General features: G+C 68.7%; 16 protein-coding genes and 1 tRNA gene. 12 read left to right on the top strand and 5 right to left on the bottom strand.

The window, feature by feature from the left end; translation table 11 throughout:
* The first annotated feature begins 2 nt into the window (after positions 1-2).
* From BLQ03_RS08830 to BLQ03_RS08815, 4 genes are all read left to right on the top strand, one after another.
* The gene (locus BLQ03_RS08830; protein ID WP_175558815.1) at positions 3-1,328 is read left to right on the top strand and encodes a FliI/YscN family ATPase; all 1,326 of its coding nucleotides are present in this window, start codon (positions 3-5) and stop codon (positions 1,326-1,328) included.
* A gap of 136 nt (positions 1,329-1,464) precedes the next feature.
* On the top strand, positions 1,465-1,956 hold the full coding sequence (locus tag BLQ03_RS08825) for a YsnF/AvaK domain-containing protein (RefSeq protein WP_217629687.1): 492 nt from the start codon (positions 1,465-1,467) through the stop codon (positions 1,954-1,956).
* Between the two features lie 44 nt (positions 1,957-2,000).
* Entirely contained in the window at positions 2,001-2,909 is a 909-nt protein-coding gene (locus tag BLQ03_RS18835; protein ID WP_245688781.1) for a YsnF/AvaK domain-containing protein, read from the top strand.
* A gap of 215 nt (positions 2,910-3,124) precedes the next feature.
* Complete coding sequence (locus BLQ03_RS08815; RefSeq protein WP_245688780.1) at positions 3,125-3,808, top strand: Crp/Fnr family transcriptional regulator; 684 nt, start codon at positions 3,125-3,127, stop codon at positions 3,806-3,808.
* A gap of 3 nt (positions 3,809-3,811) precedes the next feature.
* On the opposite strand, the gene BLQ03_RS08810 is transcribed toward BLQ03_RS08815, so the two are convergent.
* Together BLQ03_RS08810 and BLQ03_RS08805 are read right to left on the bottom strand one after the other, a co-directional pair.
* Positions 3,812-4,645, bottom strand: a complete 834-nt coding sequence (locus BLQ03_RS08810) for an extensin-like domain-containing protein (RefSeq protein ID WP_090754971.1) — start codon at positions 4,643-4,645, stop codon at positions 3,812-3,814.
* Complete coding sequence (locus BLQ03_RS08805) at positions 4,645-6,006, bottom strand: L,D-transpeptidase family protein (protein WP_090754969.1); 1,362 nt, start codon at positions 6,004-6,006, stop codon at positions 4,645-4,647. Before BLQ03_RS08805 ends, BLQ03_RS08810 begins: the two co-directional genes overlap by 1 nt.
* Before the next feature lie 180 nt (positions 6,007-6,186).
* On the opposite strand from BLQ03_RS08805, the gene BLQ03_RS08800 reads away from it, so the two are divergent.
* Positions 6,187-6,981: an oxepin-CoA hydrolase, alternative type gene (locus BLQ03_RS08800; RefSeq protein WP_090754967.1), complete on the top strand. Its 795-nt coding sequence runs from the start codon at positions 6,187-6,189 to the stop codon at positions 6,979-6,981.
* A 2-nt stretch (positions 6,982-6,983) separates the two neighbouring features.
* Here the strand turns inward: BLQ03_RS08800 and BLQ03_RS08795 are convergent, their stop codons facing one another.
* On the bottom strand, positions 6,984-7,646 hold the full coding sequence (locus BLQ03_RS08795) for a GntR family transcriptional regulator (protein WP_175558814.1): 663 nt from the start codon (positions 7,644-7,646) through the stop codon (positions 6,984-6,986).
* Between the two features lie 359 nt (positions 7,647-8,005).
* Here BLQ03_RS08795 and BLQ03_RS08790 point away from each other — a divergent pair, with 359 nt between their 5' ends.
* The 5 genes from BLQ03_RS08790 to BLQ03_RS08770 all read left to right on the top strand — a co-directional run bounded on the left by BLQ03_RS08790 (position 8,006) and on the right by BLQ03_RS08770 (position 13,828).
* The gene (locus BLQ03_RS08790) at positions 8,006-9,223 is read left to right on the top strand and encodes an MFS transporter (protein ID WP_175558813.1); all 1,218 of its coding nucleotides are present in this window, start codon (positions 8,006-8,008) and stop codon (positions 9,221-9,223) included.
* Between the two features lie 93 nt (positions 9,224-9,316).
* Positions 9,317-10,720, top strand: a complete 1,404-nt coding sequence (puuE, locus tag BLQ03_RS08785) for an allantoinase PuuE (RefSeq protein WP_090754963.1) — start codon at positions 9,317-9,319, stop codon at positions 10,718-10,720.
* 174 nt (positions 10,721-10,894) lie between these two features.
* A complete protein-coding gene (locus BLQ03_RS08780; RefSeq protein WP_090754960.1) occupies positions 10,895-11,815 on the top strand; it encodes a bifunctional allantoicase/(S)-ureidoglycine aminohydrolase in 921 nt (306 codons plus the stop codon).
* 157 nt (positions 11,816-11,972) lie between these two features.
* Positions 11,973-12,617 (top strand): ribonuclease HII, encoded by a 645-nt coding sequence (locus BLQ03_RS08775; protein WP_090754958.1) that lies wholly within the window; start codon positions 11,973-11,975, stop codon positions 12,615-12,617.
* An 86-nt stretch (positions 12,618-12,703) separates the two neighbouring features.
* Complete coding sequence (locus tag BLQ03_RS08770; RefSeq protein ID WP_090754956.1) at positions 12,704-13,828, top strand: site-specific DNA-methyltransferase; 1,125 nt, start codon at positions 12,704-12,706, stop codon at positions 13,826-13,828.
* A gap of 92 nt (positions 13,829-13,920) precedes the next feature.
* Here the strand turns inward: BLQ03_RS08770 and BLQ03_RS08765 are convergent, their stop codons facing one another.
* Both BLQ03_RS08765 and BLQ03_RS08760 read right to left on the bottom strand, forming a co-directional pair.
* Positions 13,921-15,048: an alkane 1-monooxygenase gene (locus BLQ03_RS08765; protein WP_090754954.1), complete on the bottom strand. Its 1,128-nt coding sequence runs from the start codon at positions 15,046-15,048 to the stop codon at positions 13,921-13,923.
* A gap of 84 nt (positions 15,049-15,132) precedes the next feature.
* Positions 15,133-15,218 (bottom strand) — tRNA-Leu (locus BLQ03_RS08760).
* Positions 15,219-15,517: 299 nt separating this feature from the next.
* Between BLQ03_RS08760 and BLQ03_RS08755 the strand changes: the two genes are divergently transcribed.
* Positions 15,518-15,757, top strand: a complete 240-nt coding sequence (locus BLQ03_RS08755) for a DUF4170 domain-containing protein (protein ID WP_090754952.1) — start codon at positions 15,518-15,520, stop codon at positions 15,755-15,757.
* A gap of 13 nt (positions 15,758-15,770) precedes the next feature.
* Positions 15,771-16,970, top strand: a complete 1,200-nt coding sequence (locus BLQ03_RS08750; RefSeq protein WP_090754950.1) for a hypothetical protein — start codon at positions 15,771-15,773, stop codon at positions 16,968-16,970.
* The last annotated feature ends 8 nt before the right edge of the window (positions 16,971-16,978 follow it).

Below are 16,978 nucleotides of genomic sequence, written 5' to 3'. Positions count from 1 at the left end.
GAATGGACAGGATCGACTCCATCGCGGCGCGCATCCGGGACCTGCGCGTCAGCCGCCATTTCGGGCGCGTGGCCGCGATCCGCGCGGGGCTGGTCGAGGTCGGCGGGCTGAACCACATCGCCTCGGTCGGCGACCGTGTGGCGCTGCTGGACGGCGTGCTGAGCGGCGAGATCATCGCATTGGACCCGAAACACGCCCTGGTCCTGCCCGAGGGGCCGACGGACGGGTTGTCCATCGGCACCCGGGCCGAGCTGCTGTTCCGGCCCCTGATTGCACCTTGCGACTCCTGGATCGGCCGCATTGTCGACCCACTGGGACGTCCGCTGGACGGCCGCCCGTTGCGGCGGGGCGCGCAAGAAAGGCGCTACCGCAGCCCGCCGCCGCCTGCCGCCTCGCGGCGCCGCTTGGGCGCGCGGCTGGACACGGGGCTCGCGGTCTTCGACACGCTGCTGCCAATCGTGCGGGGCCAGCGGATCGGGCTCTTCGCGGGCTCGGGCGTGGGGAAATCGACGCTGCTGTCGGCGCTTGCGCGCGGGGTCACGGCGGATGTGGTCGTGATCGCCATGGTGGGCGAGCGGGGGCGCGAGCTGCGCGAGTTCGTGGAAACGACGCTCGGCCCCGAGGGGATGGCGCGGGCGGTGGTGGTGGCCGCGACCTCGGACCAGTCGCCGCTGATGCGCCGCCGCTGCGCCTGGGCGGCGATGGCGGTGGCCGAGCATTTCCGCGACGAGGGCCGCCACGTCCTGTTCCTGGCCGATTCGATCACCCGCTTTGCCGAGGCGCATCGCGAGATCGCGCTGGCCTCGGGCGAGGCGCCCAGCTATCGCGGTTTCCCGCCCTCGACCTCGCAGATGATCATGGCGCTGGCCGAACGCTCGGGGCCGGGACCGGAGGGTGCGGGCGACATCACGGCGATCTTCAGCGTGCTGGTGGCGGGCTCGGACATGGAGGAGCCGGTGGCCGATATCCTGCGCGGCGTGCTGGACGGGCATGTGGTTCTTGATCGGGCCATTGCCGAACGCGGACGGTTCCCGGCGGTGGACGTGCTGCGCTCGGTGTCGCGCTCGCTGCCCCATGCGGCGACGGCGGCCGAGAACGCGCTGATCGGCCGGGCGCGGTCGGCACTGGGGCTTTATGCGGAATCAGAGCTGATGATAAAGGCCGGGCTTTACGCGCCGGGCAGCGACCCTCGTCTGGACGAGGCGGTGCGCATCCAGCCCGCTCTGGACGGCTTCGTGGCGCTGCAATCGCCTGAAGCGGGGCACAGCTTCCGCCTGCTCGAGGATGCCCTGGCGAATCGTGCCCGGCCTGCAGGCCGTCCCGGCTGAGGCCCCTCGCCGCGCCGGGGGCAGAGAAAACTTTTGTGAATTGTCGAAACCCCAGTCCTCGCGGGCACGTTCTTGCGGGACAGCGGCAGAAGTGGACGTGCCGCGACAAAGACAACGACGAAAGGCACAAGCCTCCATGACGGCCAGCACCGATCGTGATCCCACGACCCATAGCCCCACGGACCGCGAGGGTCCCGAGGGGGTTGCCGGCCAGCTGGCAGGCGAGGTGTCTTCCCCCGAAGATGTCCTGACCGTCGTTCAGGAGCAAGCCCATGTTTCCGTCGAACGGCGCGAAACCGGCGGCGTCCGGGTGCGGGTCGTGACCGACGAGGGACCTGTGCTCTACCCGGTCGCGCTTGAGGCCGAGACGGTGGAGGTCACCCGCCACCCGGTCGAGCGCGAGGTCGAGGCCATGCCCGCCCCGCGCGAGGAGGGTGACGTCACCATCATCCCCGTCGTGGAAGAGCGTGCGGTGCTCGTCACGAAGCTTTTCGTTGTTGAAGAAATCCACATTCGCCGGACCCGCGTGACCGAGACGGTCGAGGTTCCGGTGACACTCCGCCGCCAGCGCGCCGTGGTCGAGCAGCTGGAGCCCGGAGCGGCCGAACCCGGCCCCGGCGAGGGCTAGGGCGGTCTTCCCGACTGCGATCTGTAACTTGTGAGGATGTGAAAATGGCTATGGAATCCGTGAACACCGGGTCGATGCGCAGCCTGTCGGCGCTGTTCGACAGCCGCGCCGACGCCGACCGGGCCGTGCAGGCGCTGAAGGCGGCTGGCGTGGCCGACGTCGTGCTGACCGGTAACGACAGCGCCGGCGTGGCCGACACGCAGGCTTATTCGGGCGAGGCGCGTTCCGATCGCGGCTTCTTCGAATCGATCGGCGACTTCTTCTTCCCCGAGGAAGACCGCTACACCTATGCCGAGGGCCTGAACCGCGGCGGCTATCTGGTGACCGTCCGCAACATCCCGGAACACCAGTATGAAACCGCGCTGGACATCCTGGACAGTGAAGGCGCGGTGGACCTGGATGCGCGCGAGGCCGAATGGCGCAGCGAGGGCTGGACTGGCTACTCCGCTGACACCGCCGGCATGACGAGCGAGGGCTCCGGCATCGGCATGGGCACGGCGGCGGATGGCATCCCCACCACCCGCGAGACCGCCTATGACGCCGACCTGAATGCCGAGGGCAAGATCGACGTCGTCGAGGAGCGCCTGACCGTCGCCAAGCGCCAGACCGAGGGCGGACGGGTCCGCGTGCGCTCCTATGTGGTGGAAACGCCGGTCGAGCAGGACGTGGAACTGCGCAGCGAGCGCGTCCATGTCGAGCGCCGCGCGGTCGATCGCCCCGCCGGCGCCACCGACTTCCAGGAGCGCAGCATCGAGGCGCGCGAATATGCCGAAGCGCCCGTGGTCCACAAGGAAGCCCGCGTCGTCGAGGAGATCGGGCTGAACAAGGACGTCGAGTCGCACGTCGAGACCGTGCGCGACACTGTGCGCAAGACCGAGGTCGAGATCGAGGACGAGCGCGGGCAGGTGATCGGCGGGGACCGCAACCTGGACGATGACCTGAACCGCCGCTGAGCGGATCGGCACTCGAAGAGGAAAGGGGCGGCACGGTCCGCCCCTTTTGATATTTGTCAGACCGCACCAAACGGCTCCATAGTCTTTTGTTAAAGCGGTGTTTCCCGGGATTGCATCCTTCCTTGTCCCTCGACAATCAGCCGCTGGCCAGTGCGGCGGGGTGGAAGATGGCACTTACGGAATATTTTATCCGTTACCTTCAACAGCGTGACGAATTGAGCGCGCGCGATCTGGCGAAGCTGCGTGCCATCCCGACCCGGACGCGCAGCTTCGACAACGGCCAGACCATCGTCCCGGCCGGAACCGAGCCGACCGAGAGCTGCCTTGTCCTGCGCGGCATGGCGGGGCGGCTGCACATCCTGCCGGGCCGCACCACCCAGCGCGTCGTCAGCGCCCTGCATGTCCCCGGGGACTTCATGGACCTGCACGGCTTCGTACTGTCCGAGGTTCAGGAAAGCATCGTCGCCTTTGGCCTGACCGAGGTCGAGTTCGTCGAGCACAGCCATCTCGAGGAACTGACCCGGAATCACCCGCACCTGACGCGGCTGTTGTGGATGACCACCGCCATCGACGGCGCGATCCACCGGCAGTGGCTGGTGGCCGCCAATGCGCTGCGGTCCAGCGCGCATCTGGCCCACCTGATCTGCGAGATCTACACGCGCCTTGCCGCCGTGGGCGTGGCGAAGAACCACCGGATGACGCTGCCGCTGCTGCAGCGGGAGCTGGCCTGCATCCTCGGCTATTCCCCCATCCACATCAACCGCGCCGTCCGCGACTTGCGCGACCGCAAGCTGGTGCGCTGGTCGGGGACCGAGATCGAGGTGTTGGACTGGCCGGGCCTTGTCCGCCTTGCGCGCTTCGATCCAGGCTATCTCGACCTGGAACGCAAGCGCCGCTGAGCGTCACTGGCAGAGGCGCAGTCCCCCTTCGCGCGGCTTGATGTCCAGGTGCAGGTGGTCGTCATGGGCGGCGTTGCTGCCCGGCCCCAGAACGGTGGTGAAGTAAAGGCAGGCCCCGGACTGCACCGTGTTCTGGAAGGCGGTGTCCAGCCCGCCCCGGTCGGCCGCTGGCGCGATGTCCAGCCGCACGCCGTTCCCGAAGCCGAAGCCCGCGATGTCCAGCGCGTTGCCCAGGGCATGTTCCGACAGCCGCGCCTCGGGTCCGTCGCCGACCACGCCACGGCAGAAATAGCTCGTGCCCGTGGCGACCGAGGTCAGCCGCGGGCTGCCCGGCATCCGCTGCGCGGCCGGAATCACCATCTCGCGCGTCCACAGCGCCAGCGCGCGCGCGGTCTCGCAGCGCATCACCGCGTCCCCTTCCAGCACGACTCCCGGCTGGATCGCGCGGATCTCGACCGGGCGCGAGATGCCGCACTGCCGGTCGTCCGGATCGACCACGGGCGCCACCTCGACATGATCCACGCCCAGCAGCGTCAGCCCGTAAAGGCAGGCCGCGTGGTCGAAGTCGGATTCGCGCGCCACCCTTGGCACGAGAGGCGACAGCACCTTGCGGAAGGGCTCGACGGGTTCGGCATAGGCATCGGGCGGGATCAGCGATCCCGCGGGGGCGGGGGCAGCCTGGCTGTCAGGTGGGTCGTCGCCCCCGGGCCGAGGAGCCGGACGATCCGCGCCCGCCGTTGCAGCGGGGCTGGGGAGAGGCGGAGCGGTCTCCTGCGCGGTGGCGGGCAGTGACAGGGCCAAGGCCAGAAGCAGCGCGGCTCCTGTCCCCTGCCGCATCAGTTCACGCCCGCAGGCAGGACGCCGGGCTGCGCCGGGGCGGTCAGGGCTTGGGGATTAAGCGCGCCGTCGCTTGCGCTGCTCAGCGCGGCGGCCAGCGGGTCGCGTCCCTCGACAGGCAGGGGCGCGGTCGGGGCAGGGGCGGTTCCGGCCGTCGCCGTCGTGGTCACGGGGGCGTCCGCAGGCAGCGTTGTGCCCGTCACCGGGGTGGTGCCCGGCAGCGTCCGACGGGGCAGGGGCCGGCTGGCCGTGATCGTGGCGGAAGGGGCGCCGTCGGGCCCGTCGGTCACCCCGCCCGTTGCGGCGGTTGCGGCCGCCTCCGGCAGGATCGTCGGCTCGACCGCGGGGGTCACGTCGGCGATGGTCACGCCGGGGGCAAGGAAATCCACCACTGTCTGGCCGGGCTGGACCATGTGGGCCAGTTCCCGCGCATCCCAGTTGGTCAGCCGCACGCAGCCGTTGCTCTGGCTGACGAACAGCTTGGAGGGCGTGGGCGTTCCGTGGATGCCGTAGGTCGGCTTTGACAGGTCGATCCAGACGTTCCCCACCGGCGCGTTCGGCCCCGGCGGGATGCGCAGCACCTGGTCGTTCTCGCCCTGCTTGAAGTTGATGTTGGGGTTGTAGGTATAGTCGGGGTCCAGCACCGCCGCCTCGACCAGGTGCGTTCCCTGCGGCGAGGGGGTCGCGGTCGAGCCGACCGTCGCGGGATAATCCGCCACCATCCGGCCGCTGGCGTCATAGGCCGCGACCCGGCCGCGCTCGGCATCCACGATGACGCGCAGGACCTTGGCCTTCAGGGGCTTGGCGGGCACGGTCACGTTCAGCGTCTCGCCCGGCACGAAGCTCTTGCCGGGGTTCAGCTGGGCCAGGAACCTTTCGTCCATATGAAACCGCTCGGCCAGCTTCTCCTGCACCGAGGTATAGCCCATCGAGGACATCCTGGCCTTCTCGGCGTAGTCGTTCGGGATGCTCTCGACGAGGCCCTGCGCGTCCTCGGCCGTGATCGTGTAGGTGCTGGTCAGGGGCGCGTCCGCCCGGGCCTGCAGCAGGACCCAGACCTGCGGGTCGAGCCGCCCGTCCTGGGGCAGGCCGTGCATCCGCTCGAAGGCGCGGATGGCGCTTTCGCTCATGCCGCCACGAAAGCCGTCCACCACGCCCGGCGACACGCCCGCGCGGTCCAGCAGGATCTGCACCTTGGCCGTCAGCGCCGACTGGCCCGAGGGCAGCTCGCCCGTGCCGGCATAGGCGGCCGCCTCGATGTCCGCCGGCACCATGTTGACGCGCTTGTCCTGTGCTAGGGCGGGCAGCGCGGTGGACAGCATCAGCGTCGCGGCGGTCAGCATCGGCAACAGGCGGGACATGCGGCAATGGCTCCTTGAAACGGCGAAAGCCATCACTCGCAGGCCGGCGGGTTCCTGCCAAGGCGGGGCAGGTCAACAATGATTGACCTGTGGCTGCCGCGCCGCGTGACCTTGCGTCGGCAGGGCTTGCCGGTCCGCCGGGCCCATGCCTAGCCTGCGCCAGGCCGAGGGAGAGGGCACATGCAGCAGAACTGCCGGATCGAGGACCGGGGCACGCACCTGGTCGTGGTCAACGACAATCCGCAGCGCCGCAACGCGCTGACGCCGGGGTTCTACGAGGGTATGCGCACGGCGCTGGCGCAGGCGGCGGCCGAGCCGCGCATCGCGGCCGTGGTCCTCACGGGGGCAGAGGGCTTCTTCTGCGCGGGCGGCGACCTCACCCTGCTGATGACGGCGCAGGAGATGACGCATTCGCGGCGCCGCGCCGAGATCGAGGACCTGCAGTCTCTGATCCGCGCGATGCTGGATTGCCCGCGCCCGGTGATCGCCGCGGTCGAAGGCGGAGCGGCGGGGGCAGGCTTTTCGCTCGCGCTGGCCTGCGATCTGGTCGTGGCGGCGCAGGATGCCCGATTCACGGCGTCCTACGTCAATGCCGGGCTGATTCCCGACGGCGGGCTGACCGGCAGCCTGACGGCCGCGCTGCCTCCGGCGCTAGTGGCCGAGATCTGCCTGCTGGGCCGTCCGGTCGAGGCGCAGCGGCTATTCGACCTGGGCGCGATCAATGCCCTGGCCGAGCCCGGCGGGGCACTGGCAGCGGCCGAGGCGCTGGCCCAGCGGCTAGCCCAAGGGCCTGCCGAGGCGCAGGTCGGGATCAAGGCGCTGCTGACCGGCGCGCGGGCCGCGCTGATGGAGGCGCAGCTGGATGCCGAGGTCGAGCCGATGGCCGTCGCGCTTGGTTCGGCCGAGGCGGGCGAGGGGATCGCGGCCTTTCTCGGCAAGCGTCCCCCCGATTTCGCCGCCCTGCGCCGGCGCTGAACTCAGCCGACCGAGTTGATCATCTCGAAGCCGGGCGCGAAGCAGTGAAGCGTGCGGCTGACCGGTTGCGTCTTGATCCACAGCGTCGAGTCATAGACCAGAACCGGCGTGTCCGCCGAGCAGCGCAGCATCCGGTCAGCCTCGATCTCGCCCGCGCGCCACGCTGAAACAACCTGCTCGCAAAGCGAGATCGACGCATGGCAGGCCAGCCATTCGTTGGCGGTGGTGGCGGCCATGACCTCCTCGGTCAGCGCAGGCAGTGCCAGGCTGTCGATCCAGCGCCGCTCGGCGCAGATGACCGCGTCGTCCGAGCAGATCAGGGTGCAGTGTTCCTGGATGTCCTGCGGGTCGCTCTGGAACAGGCGTTCCAGCACATCGGAGGTCACGGGCCGATCCACCCGGCCGAGGAAGTGGAAGCTGAAGCGGCCGCCCCGCTCTTCCACAAGGTCGCGGAACACCGGCAGGCTGACGCGCTGCGTCCGGGGTTCGAGTCCCAGGACGACGCGGGTGCCGACCCGGCGGCGCCGTTCCACCACGCCCCGCTCGGCCAGCGAAGTCAGGGCCCGGTTCACCGTGGCGCGCGCGCTTCCGAATTCGGCGGCGAATTCCTGTTCCGTGGGAATCAGCGAACCGGGCGGATAAACACCGTGGGTGATTCGATCCATGATCACTCCACGGATCCCCGCCCAAGTCACTGGTGTACCGCGTCCATTCGCGGATCGCGTGAGCCTGGTCCCGTGCCTGGATAAATTAGCCATATCGTTCCGATCCTTGCGGCAGGGACTATAGAATCTGCTTCACCATGAGCAAAAGTTGACGAAAAGGTCTGGTATCACCCGATTAACCAAGGCTACAGCCCGATGACGTAACGTCAATATGACATTTGAGAGGATTGACATACATCCGTTGAAAGTGGCGTGCGCCGGTAGCCGAGTGTTGGCCAGAGCAGCCTTGCAAGGGATGACGCGCCTTTGAAAACCGGGCAGAAAAGGCGGCGATTCCCCAAGGCGAGAAAAGCCGTCCCATGACGACCAGCGATCTTACGGCCCCTTCCGATTCCTCGATGAGGGCGAAGGCCGGGCCGGTCTGGCCAGTGCTGATCGCGATCAGCCTGTGCCACATGGTCAACGACATCCTGCAGTCGCTGCTGTCGGCGATCTATCCGCTGCTCAAGGACGAGTTCGCGCTCTCATACGCCCAGATCGGGCTGATGACCTTTGCCTTCCAGGTGACGGCCTCGCTGCTGCAGCCGGTGGTAGGCATGGTCACGGACCGCCACCCGATGCCGCGGTCGCTTGCGGTGGGCATGCTATGCAGCTTCGCGGGTGTCCTGACGCTGGCGCAGGCGGGCAGCTACGGGATGCTGCTGACGGGGGCGATGCTGATCGGGCTCGGGTCCTCGATCTTCCATCCCGAAAGCTCTCGGGTGGCGCGGACGGCTTCGGGCGGGCGCTTCGGGACGGCGCAGTCGCTGTTCCAGCTGGGCGGCAACGGCGGGCAGGCCATCGGCCCGCTGCTGGCGGCCTTCCTGGTCGTGCCGCTGGGCCGTTCGGTGCTGGGCTGGCTGGCGCTGATCGCGCTCGCCGGGTCGGGCGTGCTGTGGCAGGTCGGGCGCTGGGCCGAGGGGCGCCGCCGCGCGGGCGCCCTGCGAGTGGCCGCCGCGCCAAACCTCGCGCCGCGCCGCATCGTCATGGCCATCGGCGTGCTGGCGGTCCTGTCGATGACCAAGGCCTTCTACATGGCCAGCCTGACCAGCTATTACACCTTCTTCCTGATCGAGAAGTTCTCGATGTCCGCGCAAGGATCGCAGGTGATGCTGTTCCTGCTGCTGTTCGGCTCGGCCGCGGGGGTGATGCTAGGCGGCATCGCGGGGGACCGGGTGGGGACGCGCAAGGTGATCTGGTTCTCGATCCTGGGCGTGCTGCCGTTCTCGCTGCTGCTGCCGCATGTGGGGCTCGCGGCAACCGCCGTGCTGACGGTGCTGGTCGGCGCGATCATGGCCTCGGCCGCGCCGGCCATCGTGGTCTTCGCGCAGGAACTCGTGCCGGGCCGCACCGGGCTGATCGCGGGGCTGTTCTTCGGCTTTGCCTTCGGCATGGGCGGGATCGCGGCCGCCGTGCTGGGCTGGGTCGCCGATGCCCAAGGCATCGGCTTTGTCTTCAACCTGTGTTCCGTCCTGCCGGTGCTGGGCCTGCTGACTGCCTTCCTGCCGCGCGAACGCGAACTGGTGCCCGCCCGCTAGGTTGCCGCCTGCCGGAAATCCGTCGCCGTGCGCTGGACAAGCGGGCGGTTGCGCGTGACCTTGCCCGCCGCAGGACAACATGGGGGGCAGGGGATGCGCTACAGCCGCGACATGCGAGGTTACGGGGCCGAGGCGCCTGATCCGGAATGGCCGGGCGGCGCGCGCATCGCCGTGCAGATCGTCGTCAACTACGAGGAAGGCGGCGAGAACTCGATCGAGCATGGCGACGCTGCGTCCGAGGCCTTCCTGTCGGAAATCGTCGGCGCCCAGCCCTGGCCGGGCCAGCGCCACTGGAACATGGAGACGATCTACGACTATGGCGCCCGCGCGGGCTTCTGGCGGCTCTACCGGATGCTCGAGGGCATCCCCGTCACCTGCTACGGCGTGGCGACCGCATTGGCCCGCAGCCCCGAACAGACCCGCGCCATGATCGACGCGGGCTGGGAAATGGCGACCCACGGGCTGAAATGGATCGACTACAGGGACGTCCCGCGCGAGGTCGAGGCCGAGCACATCCGGCAGGCGGTCGAACTGCACACCCAGGTCACGGGCACGCGACCGCTGGGCTTCTACCAGGGCCGGGCGTCGATGAACACGGTGCCGCTGGGCTGCGAGGAAGGTGGCTTCGAGTATCTGGCCGACACCTATGCCGATGAACTGCCCTTCTGGCACGTCCACAACGGCCATCCGCAGCTGATGGTGCCCTATACGCTGGACGCCAATGACATGCGCTTCGCCAATGGCGGCTTCACCAATGGCGAGGAGTTCTTCCTGTACCTGCGCGACGCCTTTGACTGCATGTGGCGCGAGGGGGGCGAGGGCAGGGCGCGGATGCTCTCGATCGGTCTGCACTGCCGTCTTGCGGGCCGTCCGGGCCGGGCCGAGGGGCTGAAACGCTTCCTTAACCATGCCCGTGCGCATGAGGGGGTATGGTTCGCGACCCGCCTCGACATCGCCCGCCACTGGGCAGCGACGCATCCCTATGTGGCGACGGAACGTCCCTGGCAGACAGACCGTGCCGCTTTCGTCGAACGCTTCGGCTCGATCTTCGAGCATTCCCCCTGGGTCGCCGAGCGGACCTGGGACGGCGAGATGGGCGCGGCCCATGACAGCGCGGAGGGGCTTGCCGCCGCCATGGCGCGGCACTTCCGCGCGGCCTCGGACGACGAGCGGCTGGCCGTCCTGCGTGCCCATCCCGACCTTGCCGGCAAGCTCGCGGCGGCCAGGCGTCTGACCGCCGAGTCCACCGCCGAGCAGGCCAGCGCCGGCCTTGACGCTCTGACCGACGCCGAACGCGCCGAGTTCACCCGCCTGAACGAGGCTTATGTCGCCCGCCACGGCTTTCCCTTCATCATCGCCGTGCGCGACCACGACAAGTCGGGGATCATGGTCGCGATGGCGCGCCGGGTGGATAACGACAGTGCCACCGAGCGGGCCGAGGCCGAGCGTCAGGTGATGCGCATCGCCGAACTGCGGCTGAAGCAGATGCTGGGCTGAAAGGGGCATCGGAGGGCCCGCCTCCTTTGGCCTGACGTCAGAAATCCTTTGCTCCAGGCATCAGGTGTTTCGCGTTTTGCAGCGGGCCGCAGCAGCGTGGCCCGGCTTGCAGGGGCCCGTGGAGGATGGGACATTCACCCTCGAGGCCGCGCCACGGCAGCAAGGACAGCAGCGATGATCGACGAGACGACCCCCAGCGGCAACCCCGCCCCGATCCCCGGAGAAGCCGAGGCGCCCGCCGCCCGCGCGCGTGGCAGCTATGCCGGCCCGGTGGCGGGCCTGCCGCCGCAGACGGGGCTGACCACCGATACGGCTGTCTTCACCAGCGCCTACGCGGTGATCCCGCGCAGCGTCATGCGCGACATCGTGACCAGCTTCCTGCCGGGCTGGACGGGGATGCGGATGTGGATGCTCGCTCGGCCCCTGTCGGGCTTCGCCGAGACCTTCAGCCAGTACGTGGTGGAACTGGCCGAGGGTGGCGGCAGCGACGCGCCCGAGGACGACCCCGAGGTCCAGTCCGCCATTTTCGTGACCGGCGGCGACCTGGACATCACCATCGCCGGCACCACCCATCGCCTGGCGCCCGGCGGCTTCGCCTATGTGCCACCGGGTACGCCCTGGTCCATTCGCAACGCCACGCCCGGCAACGCGGGATTTCACTGGTGGCGCAAGCGCTGGCAGCCCGCCGCCGGGATCACGCCCCCCGATCCGATCGTGGCACACGAGCAGGACATCGCGCCTTCGCCCATGCCCGACACCGAGGGCGCCTGGGCCACGACCCGCTTCATGGACCCGGCCGACCTGCGCCACGACATGCATATCACCGTCGTGACCTTCCAGCCCGGCGGCTCGATCCCCTTCGCGGAAACCCACGTGATGGAACACGGGCTCTTCGTGCTGGAAGGCAAGGCCGTCTATCGCCTGAACCGTGACTGGGTCGAGGTCGGCCCCGGCGACTTCATGTGGCTGCGCGCCTTCTGCCCGCAGGCCTGCTATGCAGGCGGGCCGGGCCGCTTCCGCTACCTGCTTTACAAGGACGTGAACCGCCACGCGCCGTTGTGGTTCGGCACCCACGGCTCGGGCCGGGCAGGCTAGCAGCGGGCCAGTTCCCCATCCCCGAGGGATAGGATCAGGAAGAAACGTCATGTCCTTCCTCCTGATCCAAATGCCCCTGCGGTCAGGACGCAAGGGTATCCGCCGGTCCCTCATGCGCAGGCTGGCCGCATTGCGCCTGCGGGGGTAGAACGCGCTCATGAAGGAACCCCGGCCCCGCCCCACTTTCCGCCATGAACGCGCCTGCATGGCCCAGGGCGCGCGCTTCATCTGCGGCGTGGACGAGGTCGGGCGCGGGCCTCTGGCCGGGCCGGTCACGGCGGCGGCGGTGATCCTGCCGCGCAAGGGCATCCCGCGGGGTCTCGACGATTCCAAGAAGCTGTCGCCCGCGAAGCGCCGGCAACTGGCCGAGCAGATCAAGGACTGCGCCGACTGGTCCATCGCCCATGCCAGCGTCGAAGAGATCGGGCAACTCAACATCCACTACGCCAGCCACCTGGCCATGCGCCGCGCCGTGGCGGGGCTGCGCCAGCGTCCCTGCATGGCGTTGGTCGATGGCAAGCGCCTGCCCTGGGGTCTGGATTGTCCGGCCGAGGCCATTGTCCGGGGGGATGCGGCCTGCCTGTCCATCGCCGCGGCCTCGATCATCGCCAAGGTGGAACGCGACCGGATCATGTCGGATCTGGCGCAGCAATTTCCCGGTTACGGATGGGAGCAGAACATGGGCTACCCCACCGAAACACACCGCCGAGCCCTGGCCGAGAAGGGTGCAACCCCGTTCCATAGGATGGGATTTCCGGCCATCCACAAGATATTGTGTCCAGACCCCAGTCTAAATCTATGATTCAAAATAACAATTGACGCCGAATCACCTCTGACTCATCCTGTGGACAACATAGCAGCGGTACCGAACGCCGCCGGAGAGCAGAGATGACCACCACGAAGACCAGGGCGCGGACTCCCGCGCGCAGCCAGACATTGCCGCTGAACAGCATCCTTGCAGGCGACTGCATCGAGGTGATGAACGCGCTGCCCGAAGCGTCCGTGGACCTGATCTTCGCTGACCCGCCCTACAATCTGCAGCTTCGCGGCGACCTGCACCGGCCCGACAACAGCCGCGTCGACGCGGTGGACGACGCCTGGGACCAGTTCGGCAGCTTCGCGGCCTATGACCGCTTCACCCAGCAATGGCTGACCGCCGCCCGCCGGCTGCTGAAGCCCACGGGCGCGATCTGGGTGATCGGCAGCTATCACAACATCTTCCGCGTCGGCGCCGAACTGCAGAACCAGGGCTACTGGATCCTGAACGACGTGGTCTGGCGCAAGTCGAACCCGATGCCGAACTTCCGCGGCAAGCGGCTGACCAACGCGCATGAGACGCTGATCTGGGCCTCGAAGGCTGAAGGGGCAAAATACACCTTCAACTACGAGGCGCTGAAGTCCCTGAACGAGGGCATCCAGATGCGCTCGGACTGGAACCTGCCGATCTGCACCGGGGGTGAGCGGCTGAAAGATGCAGGCGGCGGCAAGGCGCATCCCACGCAGAAGCCCGAAAGCCTGCTGCACCGGGTGCTGGTCGGCACCACCAATCCCGGCGACGTGGTCTTGGACCCCTTCTTCGGCACCGGCACCACCGGAGCCGTCGCCAAGATGCTGGGCCGCGACTGGATCGGGATCGAGCGCGAAGCCGCCTATCGCGAGGTCGCCGAGCGCCGCCTGTCCCGCGTCCGCCGCCTTGACGCGGCTTCGCTGGCCACGACCACCAGCAAGCGGGCCGAGCCGCGCGTTCCCTTCGGACAGGTGGTCGAACGCGGAATGCTGCGCCCGGGCGAGGAACTGGTTTCCCTCGGCGGCCGTCACACGGTGCGGGTGCGGGCGGACGGCTCGCTGATCGGGCGCGACGTCAAGGGCTCGATCCACCAGGTAGGGGCTGCGCTGGAAGGCGCTCCCTCCTGCAATGGCTGGACGTATTGGCATTTCCGCCGCGACGGGAAGATGATACCCATCGACATCCTTCGTCAGCAGATTCGAGCCGAGATGGCCGAAACCGCCTGACGCTAGGTTCGCCGGTGTCTCGGGCCGCAGGGTTTTCCTTCGGCTGCGGGACGAACTCGCCCCGCCCGGGTCCGCCTCGGCGGGGTTTTTTTTTATAGTGCGCCGCGCGGCATCGGGTTCTCGCCGCGATTGTAGGGCGTCCAGTCGGTGACGTCGGGATAGAACTTCCTGCGCCAGGCCCGCACGCGCGGGTTCATCCGCCGCCGCCACCAGGGCGGCACCATCGCCACGAAGGTCATCGCCGGATAGCCATAGGGCAATTGCGGCGCCTCATCCTCGGCATAGGTCTGCAGCAGGGGGAAGCGGCGGTCGGGCTTGTAATGGTGGTCCGAGTGGCGCTGCAGGTTGATCAGCAGCCAGTTCGAGGCCGTGTGGCTGGCGTTCCAGCTGTGGCGGGGCAGCACATGCTCATACCGCCCGCCGCCCAGGTGCCGGCGGGTCAGGCCGTAATGCTCGACGTAGTTCGTCAGTTCGAGCTGCCAGATGGCGACGAAGGCCTGGAAGACGAACAGCAGCACGCCCTGCCAGCCGCCAAGCATCGCCGCCAGCACCAGCATTCCCCCCTGCAGCGCGGCATAGCGCCAGAAGGGGTTGCGCCGGTTCCAGACGGGGCGCTTGGCGCGCGCGAGCAGCTTCTTCTCGGCATGCCAGGCGGAACGGGGGCAGGTCCACAGCACGCGCAGGAAATAGCGGAAGAACCCCTCGTTGTAGCGTGCCGTCACCGCGTCGGCCGGGGTCGCCACCCAGGAATGGTGGACCAGCAGATGCTCGGTCCGGAAATGCGAATACAGGTTCGAGGCGAGGAGGAGGTCGCCCATCCACCGCTCGAACCCCGGCTTCTGATGCAGCAACTCATGGGCATAGACCATGCCGATCGTGCCCGACATGACGCCGAGACCGAAGAAGATGCCCAGCTTCTCCCACCCGCCCAGATGGCCGCTGCGGGTGACATGCCAGATCGCCCAGAAAACCACGGCCGTCTGCACGGGCCACCAGATCACCGTGATCGCACGATGCCAGAACAGCCGCGCAACGGGCGTCTCGGTGTCGGGGTTTTCTCCGTTCAGCCCCAGCAGCCCGTCCAGCGCCGTGACCAGATACCACGCATAGGCCGGCATCAGCAGGAACCACCAGCCGCCTCGCAGGACGGCCAGCACGGCCAGAGGCACCAGCCCCAGCGACATCCAGAAGGGCAGCGCGGATCGCAGAGAGAATGTCATGCCGCCTTCTACCCGAAGGCGAACGCGAGTCGCCACCGGGTGATGGCGAACGTCGCACGGATCGTCCGGAGCAAGGCAGGTCGGTGGTGCGGGCGGCGGGACTCGAACCCGCACGGGCTTCAGCCCCAGGGAGTTTAAGTCCCATGCGTCTACCATTCCGCCACGCCCGCAGCGGATGCCTTCCGCTAGGCGCTTCGCGGCCGGGATTCAAGCATGACTCTTGCCGCGAAGGCGGCGCAGAAAAAACGCAGGGTTCCAACCCGAAGGCCGGAACCCTGCATCCCCCGCGTGCCCCTCAACCACCGCACGCGAAACCTTGTCCTGCGAGCCTGTCCGGCTCTGCCAAATCCATGCCACGTTCAGTGATTCGCGGCAAACCCGGATCGCACAACATTCTATGCATTCAACCTTGGTCTCGGGCGTGGCAGGGTCTATTCCCCCTGCGAAAGCCAATGCCAAAGGTGATCCGATGACCCAGCGCCTGCATCTCGTTTATGGCGGCGAACTCGTGTCGACCGATTCGCACGAGTTCCGCGACCCGTCCGCCGTCCATGTCGTGGGGATCTTCCCCGATTTCGCCTCGGCTCATGCCGCGTGGAAAGCGCAGGCGCAGCGGACCGTGGACCAGGCGCAGGTGCGTTACTTCATTGCGCATCTGCACCGTCTGCATGACCCGGCCGAGGCCGCTTCCCCCGCCTCGACGGCCTGAGGACCGCGCAACCGTGGCTGGCATCGGCGATCTCGCCTACTGGTGGCAGCTGAGGGGACCGCGCCCCGAGGGGGACCCCTCGAACCTGGTGCTGCCGCCCGGCGACGGGCCGCTGATCCTGATGTGCGGCGGCGCCTCGGAACTGCGCGGGCTTGCACAGGAGCTGCGCCGCCGTCGCCCCGGCCTGAGGCTGGGGGCGCTGGGGCCTGTCGCGGTGGAACGCGGCGACCGCGCCGTGCCCTCAGTCCTGCCGGAACCGCCCTCGGACCCGATCTCGGCCCGGCTGCTGGTCGAGCAGGCCGCACCCGCGGCGCTGGTCCTGACCGACGGGGTCCTGCCCGCGGCCCTGATCGCCGCCTGCGACGAGGGGGACGTGCCGATCACCCTGGTCGCCAACCCCGCCCAGCTTGCGGCGGCGGCGGCCCGCCGTGTCTGGCGGGGCGCGCGCCGGGGACCTGTCACGCGGCTCAGCCGGGTGCTGGTGCCCGACGAGGTCGCGCACGAGGCCGCGCTGCGCGAAGGCATCGCGCCTCAGCGGATTGAGGTTATCGGCACCGCTACCCCTATCCTGCCACCCCTGCTTTGCAACATGCGCGAATTGGCGGCGCTGCGCCCGATGCTGCGCGACCGCCAGGTCTGGCTGGCCGCCGCCCTGCCGCTGCGCGAGGTCGTCCCCGTGCTGGCCGCGCAGGAAAACCTGCTTTCAGCCCATCACCGTGCCTTGCTGATCATCGCCCCGGCCATTGCCGAGGAGGCAGCCGCCATTGCCACTGCGGCCGAGGCGCGGGGCCTTGCCGTCGCCCGGCGCGAGGCGCTGGACCCGGGGCCCGACATCCAGGTCCTTGTGGCCGAGGACAGCGCCGAACTGGGGCTGTGGTATCGCCTCGCCTCGGTCACCTACATGGGCGGCACGCTGACGGCCGGCACCGGGGTCACGCGCCATCCCTTCGAGCCCGCAGCCTTGGGCTCTGCCATCGTTCACGGGCCGCACTTTTCGGCGCAGGCCGCCGAATGGCAGGCGCTGGATCGGGCCGGGGGCGCGCGGCGCATCCACGCGGCGGGCGCGCTGCCCGCCGCCATCGAGGATCTGAGCGCGCCCGACGCCGCCGCGCGCCTCGCCCGCTCGGCCTGGGAGGTTTCAACCGCCGGGGCCGAGATCACGCGCCGCATCGCCGATGCGATCCTGTCGGATCTGCCCGAGGGCGCGGCATGAAGGTCAGG

Origin of the sequence: Paracoccus chinensis (genome assembly GCF_900102885.1) — a bacterium.
In the GTDB taxonomy this organism is placed as follows: Bacteria; Pseudomonadota; Alphaproteobacteria; order Rhodobacterales; family Rhodobacteraceae; genus Paracoccus; species Paracoccus chinensis.
This window is presented reverse-complemented; position numbering and strand designations above follow the sequence as displayed.

Excerpts from the sequence above, each read along its gene's own strand:
- BLQ03_RS08830 (WP_175558815.1), top strand. The coding sequence starts at position 3 with ATGGACAGGATCGACTCCATCGCGGCGCGCATCCGGGACCTGCGCGTC.
- BLQ03_RS08825 (WP_217629687.1), top strand. The coding sequence starts at position 1,465 with ATGACGGCCAGCACCGATCGTGATCCCACGACCCATAGCCCCACGGAC.
- BLQ03_RS18835 (WP_245688781.1), top strand. The coding sequence starts at position 2,001 with ATGGCTATGGAATCCGTGAACACCGGGTCGATGCGCAGCCTGTCGGCG.
- BLQ03_RS08810 (WP_090754971.1), bottom strand. The coding sequence starts at position 4,645 with ATGCGGCAGGGGACAGGAGCCGCGCTGCTTCTGGCCTTGGCCCTGTCA.
- BLQ03_RS08805 (WP_090754969.1), bottom strand. The coding sequence starts at position 6,006 with ATGTCCCGCCTGTTGCCGATGCTGACCGCCGCGACGCTGATGCTGTCC.
- BLQ03_RS08800 (WP_090754967.1), top strand. The coding sequence starts at position 6,187 with ATGCAGCAGAACTGCCGGATCGAGGACCGGGGCACGCACCTGGTCGTG.
- BLQ03_RS08795 (WP_175558814.1), bottom strand. The coding sequence starts at position 7,646 with ATGGATCGAATCACCCACGGTGTTTATCCGCCCGGTTCGCTGATTCCC.
- BLQ03_RS08790 (WP_175558813.1), top strand. The coding sequence starts at position 8,006 with ATGACGACCAGCGATCTTACGGCCCCTTCCGATTCCTCGATGAGGGCG.
- puuE (WP_090754963.1), top strand. The coding sequence starts at position 9,317 with ATGCGCTACAGCCGCGACATGCGAGGTTACGGGGCCGAGGCGCCTGAT.
- BLQ03_RS08780 (WP_090754960.1), top strand. The coding sequence starts at position 10,895 with ATGATCGACGAGACGACCCCCAGCGGCAACCCCGCCCCGATCCCCGGA.
- BLQ03_RS08775 (WP_090754958.1), top strand. The coding sequence starts at position 11,973 with ATGAAGGAACCCCGGCCCCGCCCCACTTTCCGCCATGAACGCGCCTGC.
- BLQ03_RS08770 (WP_090754956.1), top strand. The coding sequence starts at position 12,704 with ATGACCACCACGAAGACCAGGGCGCGGACTCCCGCGCGCAGCCAGACA.
- BLQ03_RS08765 (WP_090754954.1), bottom strand. The coding sequence starts at position 15,048 with ATGACATTCTCTCTGCGATCCGCGCTGCCCTTCTGGATGTCGCTGGGG.
- BLQ03_RS08755 (WP_090754952.1), top strand. The coding sequence starts at position 15,518 with ATGACCCAGCGCCTGCATCTCGTTTATGGCGGCGAACTCGTGTCGACC.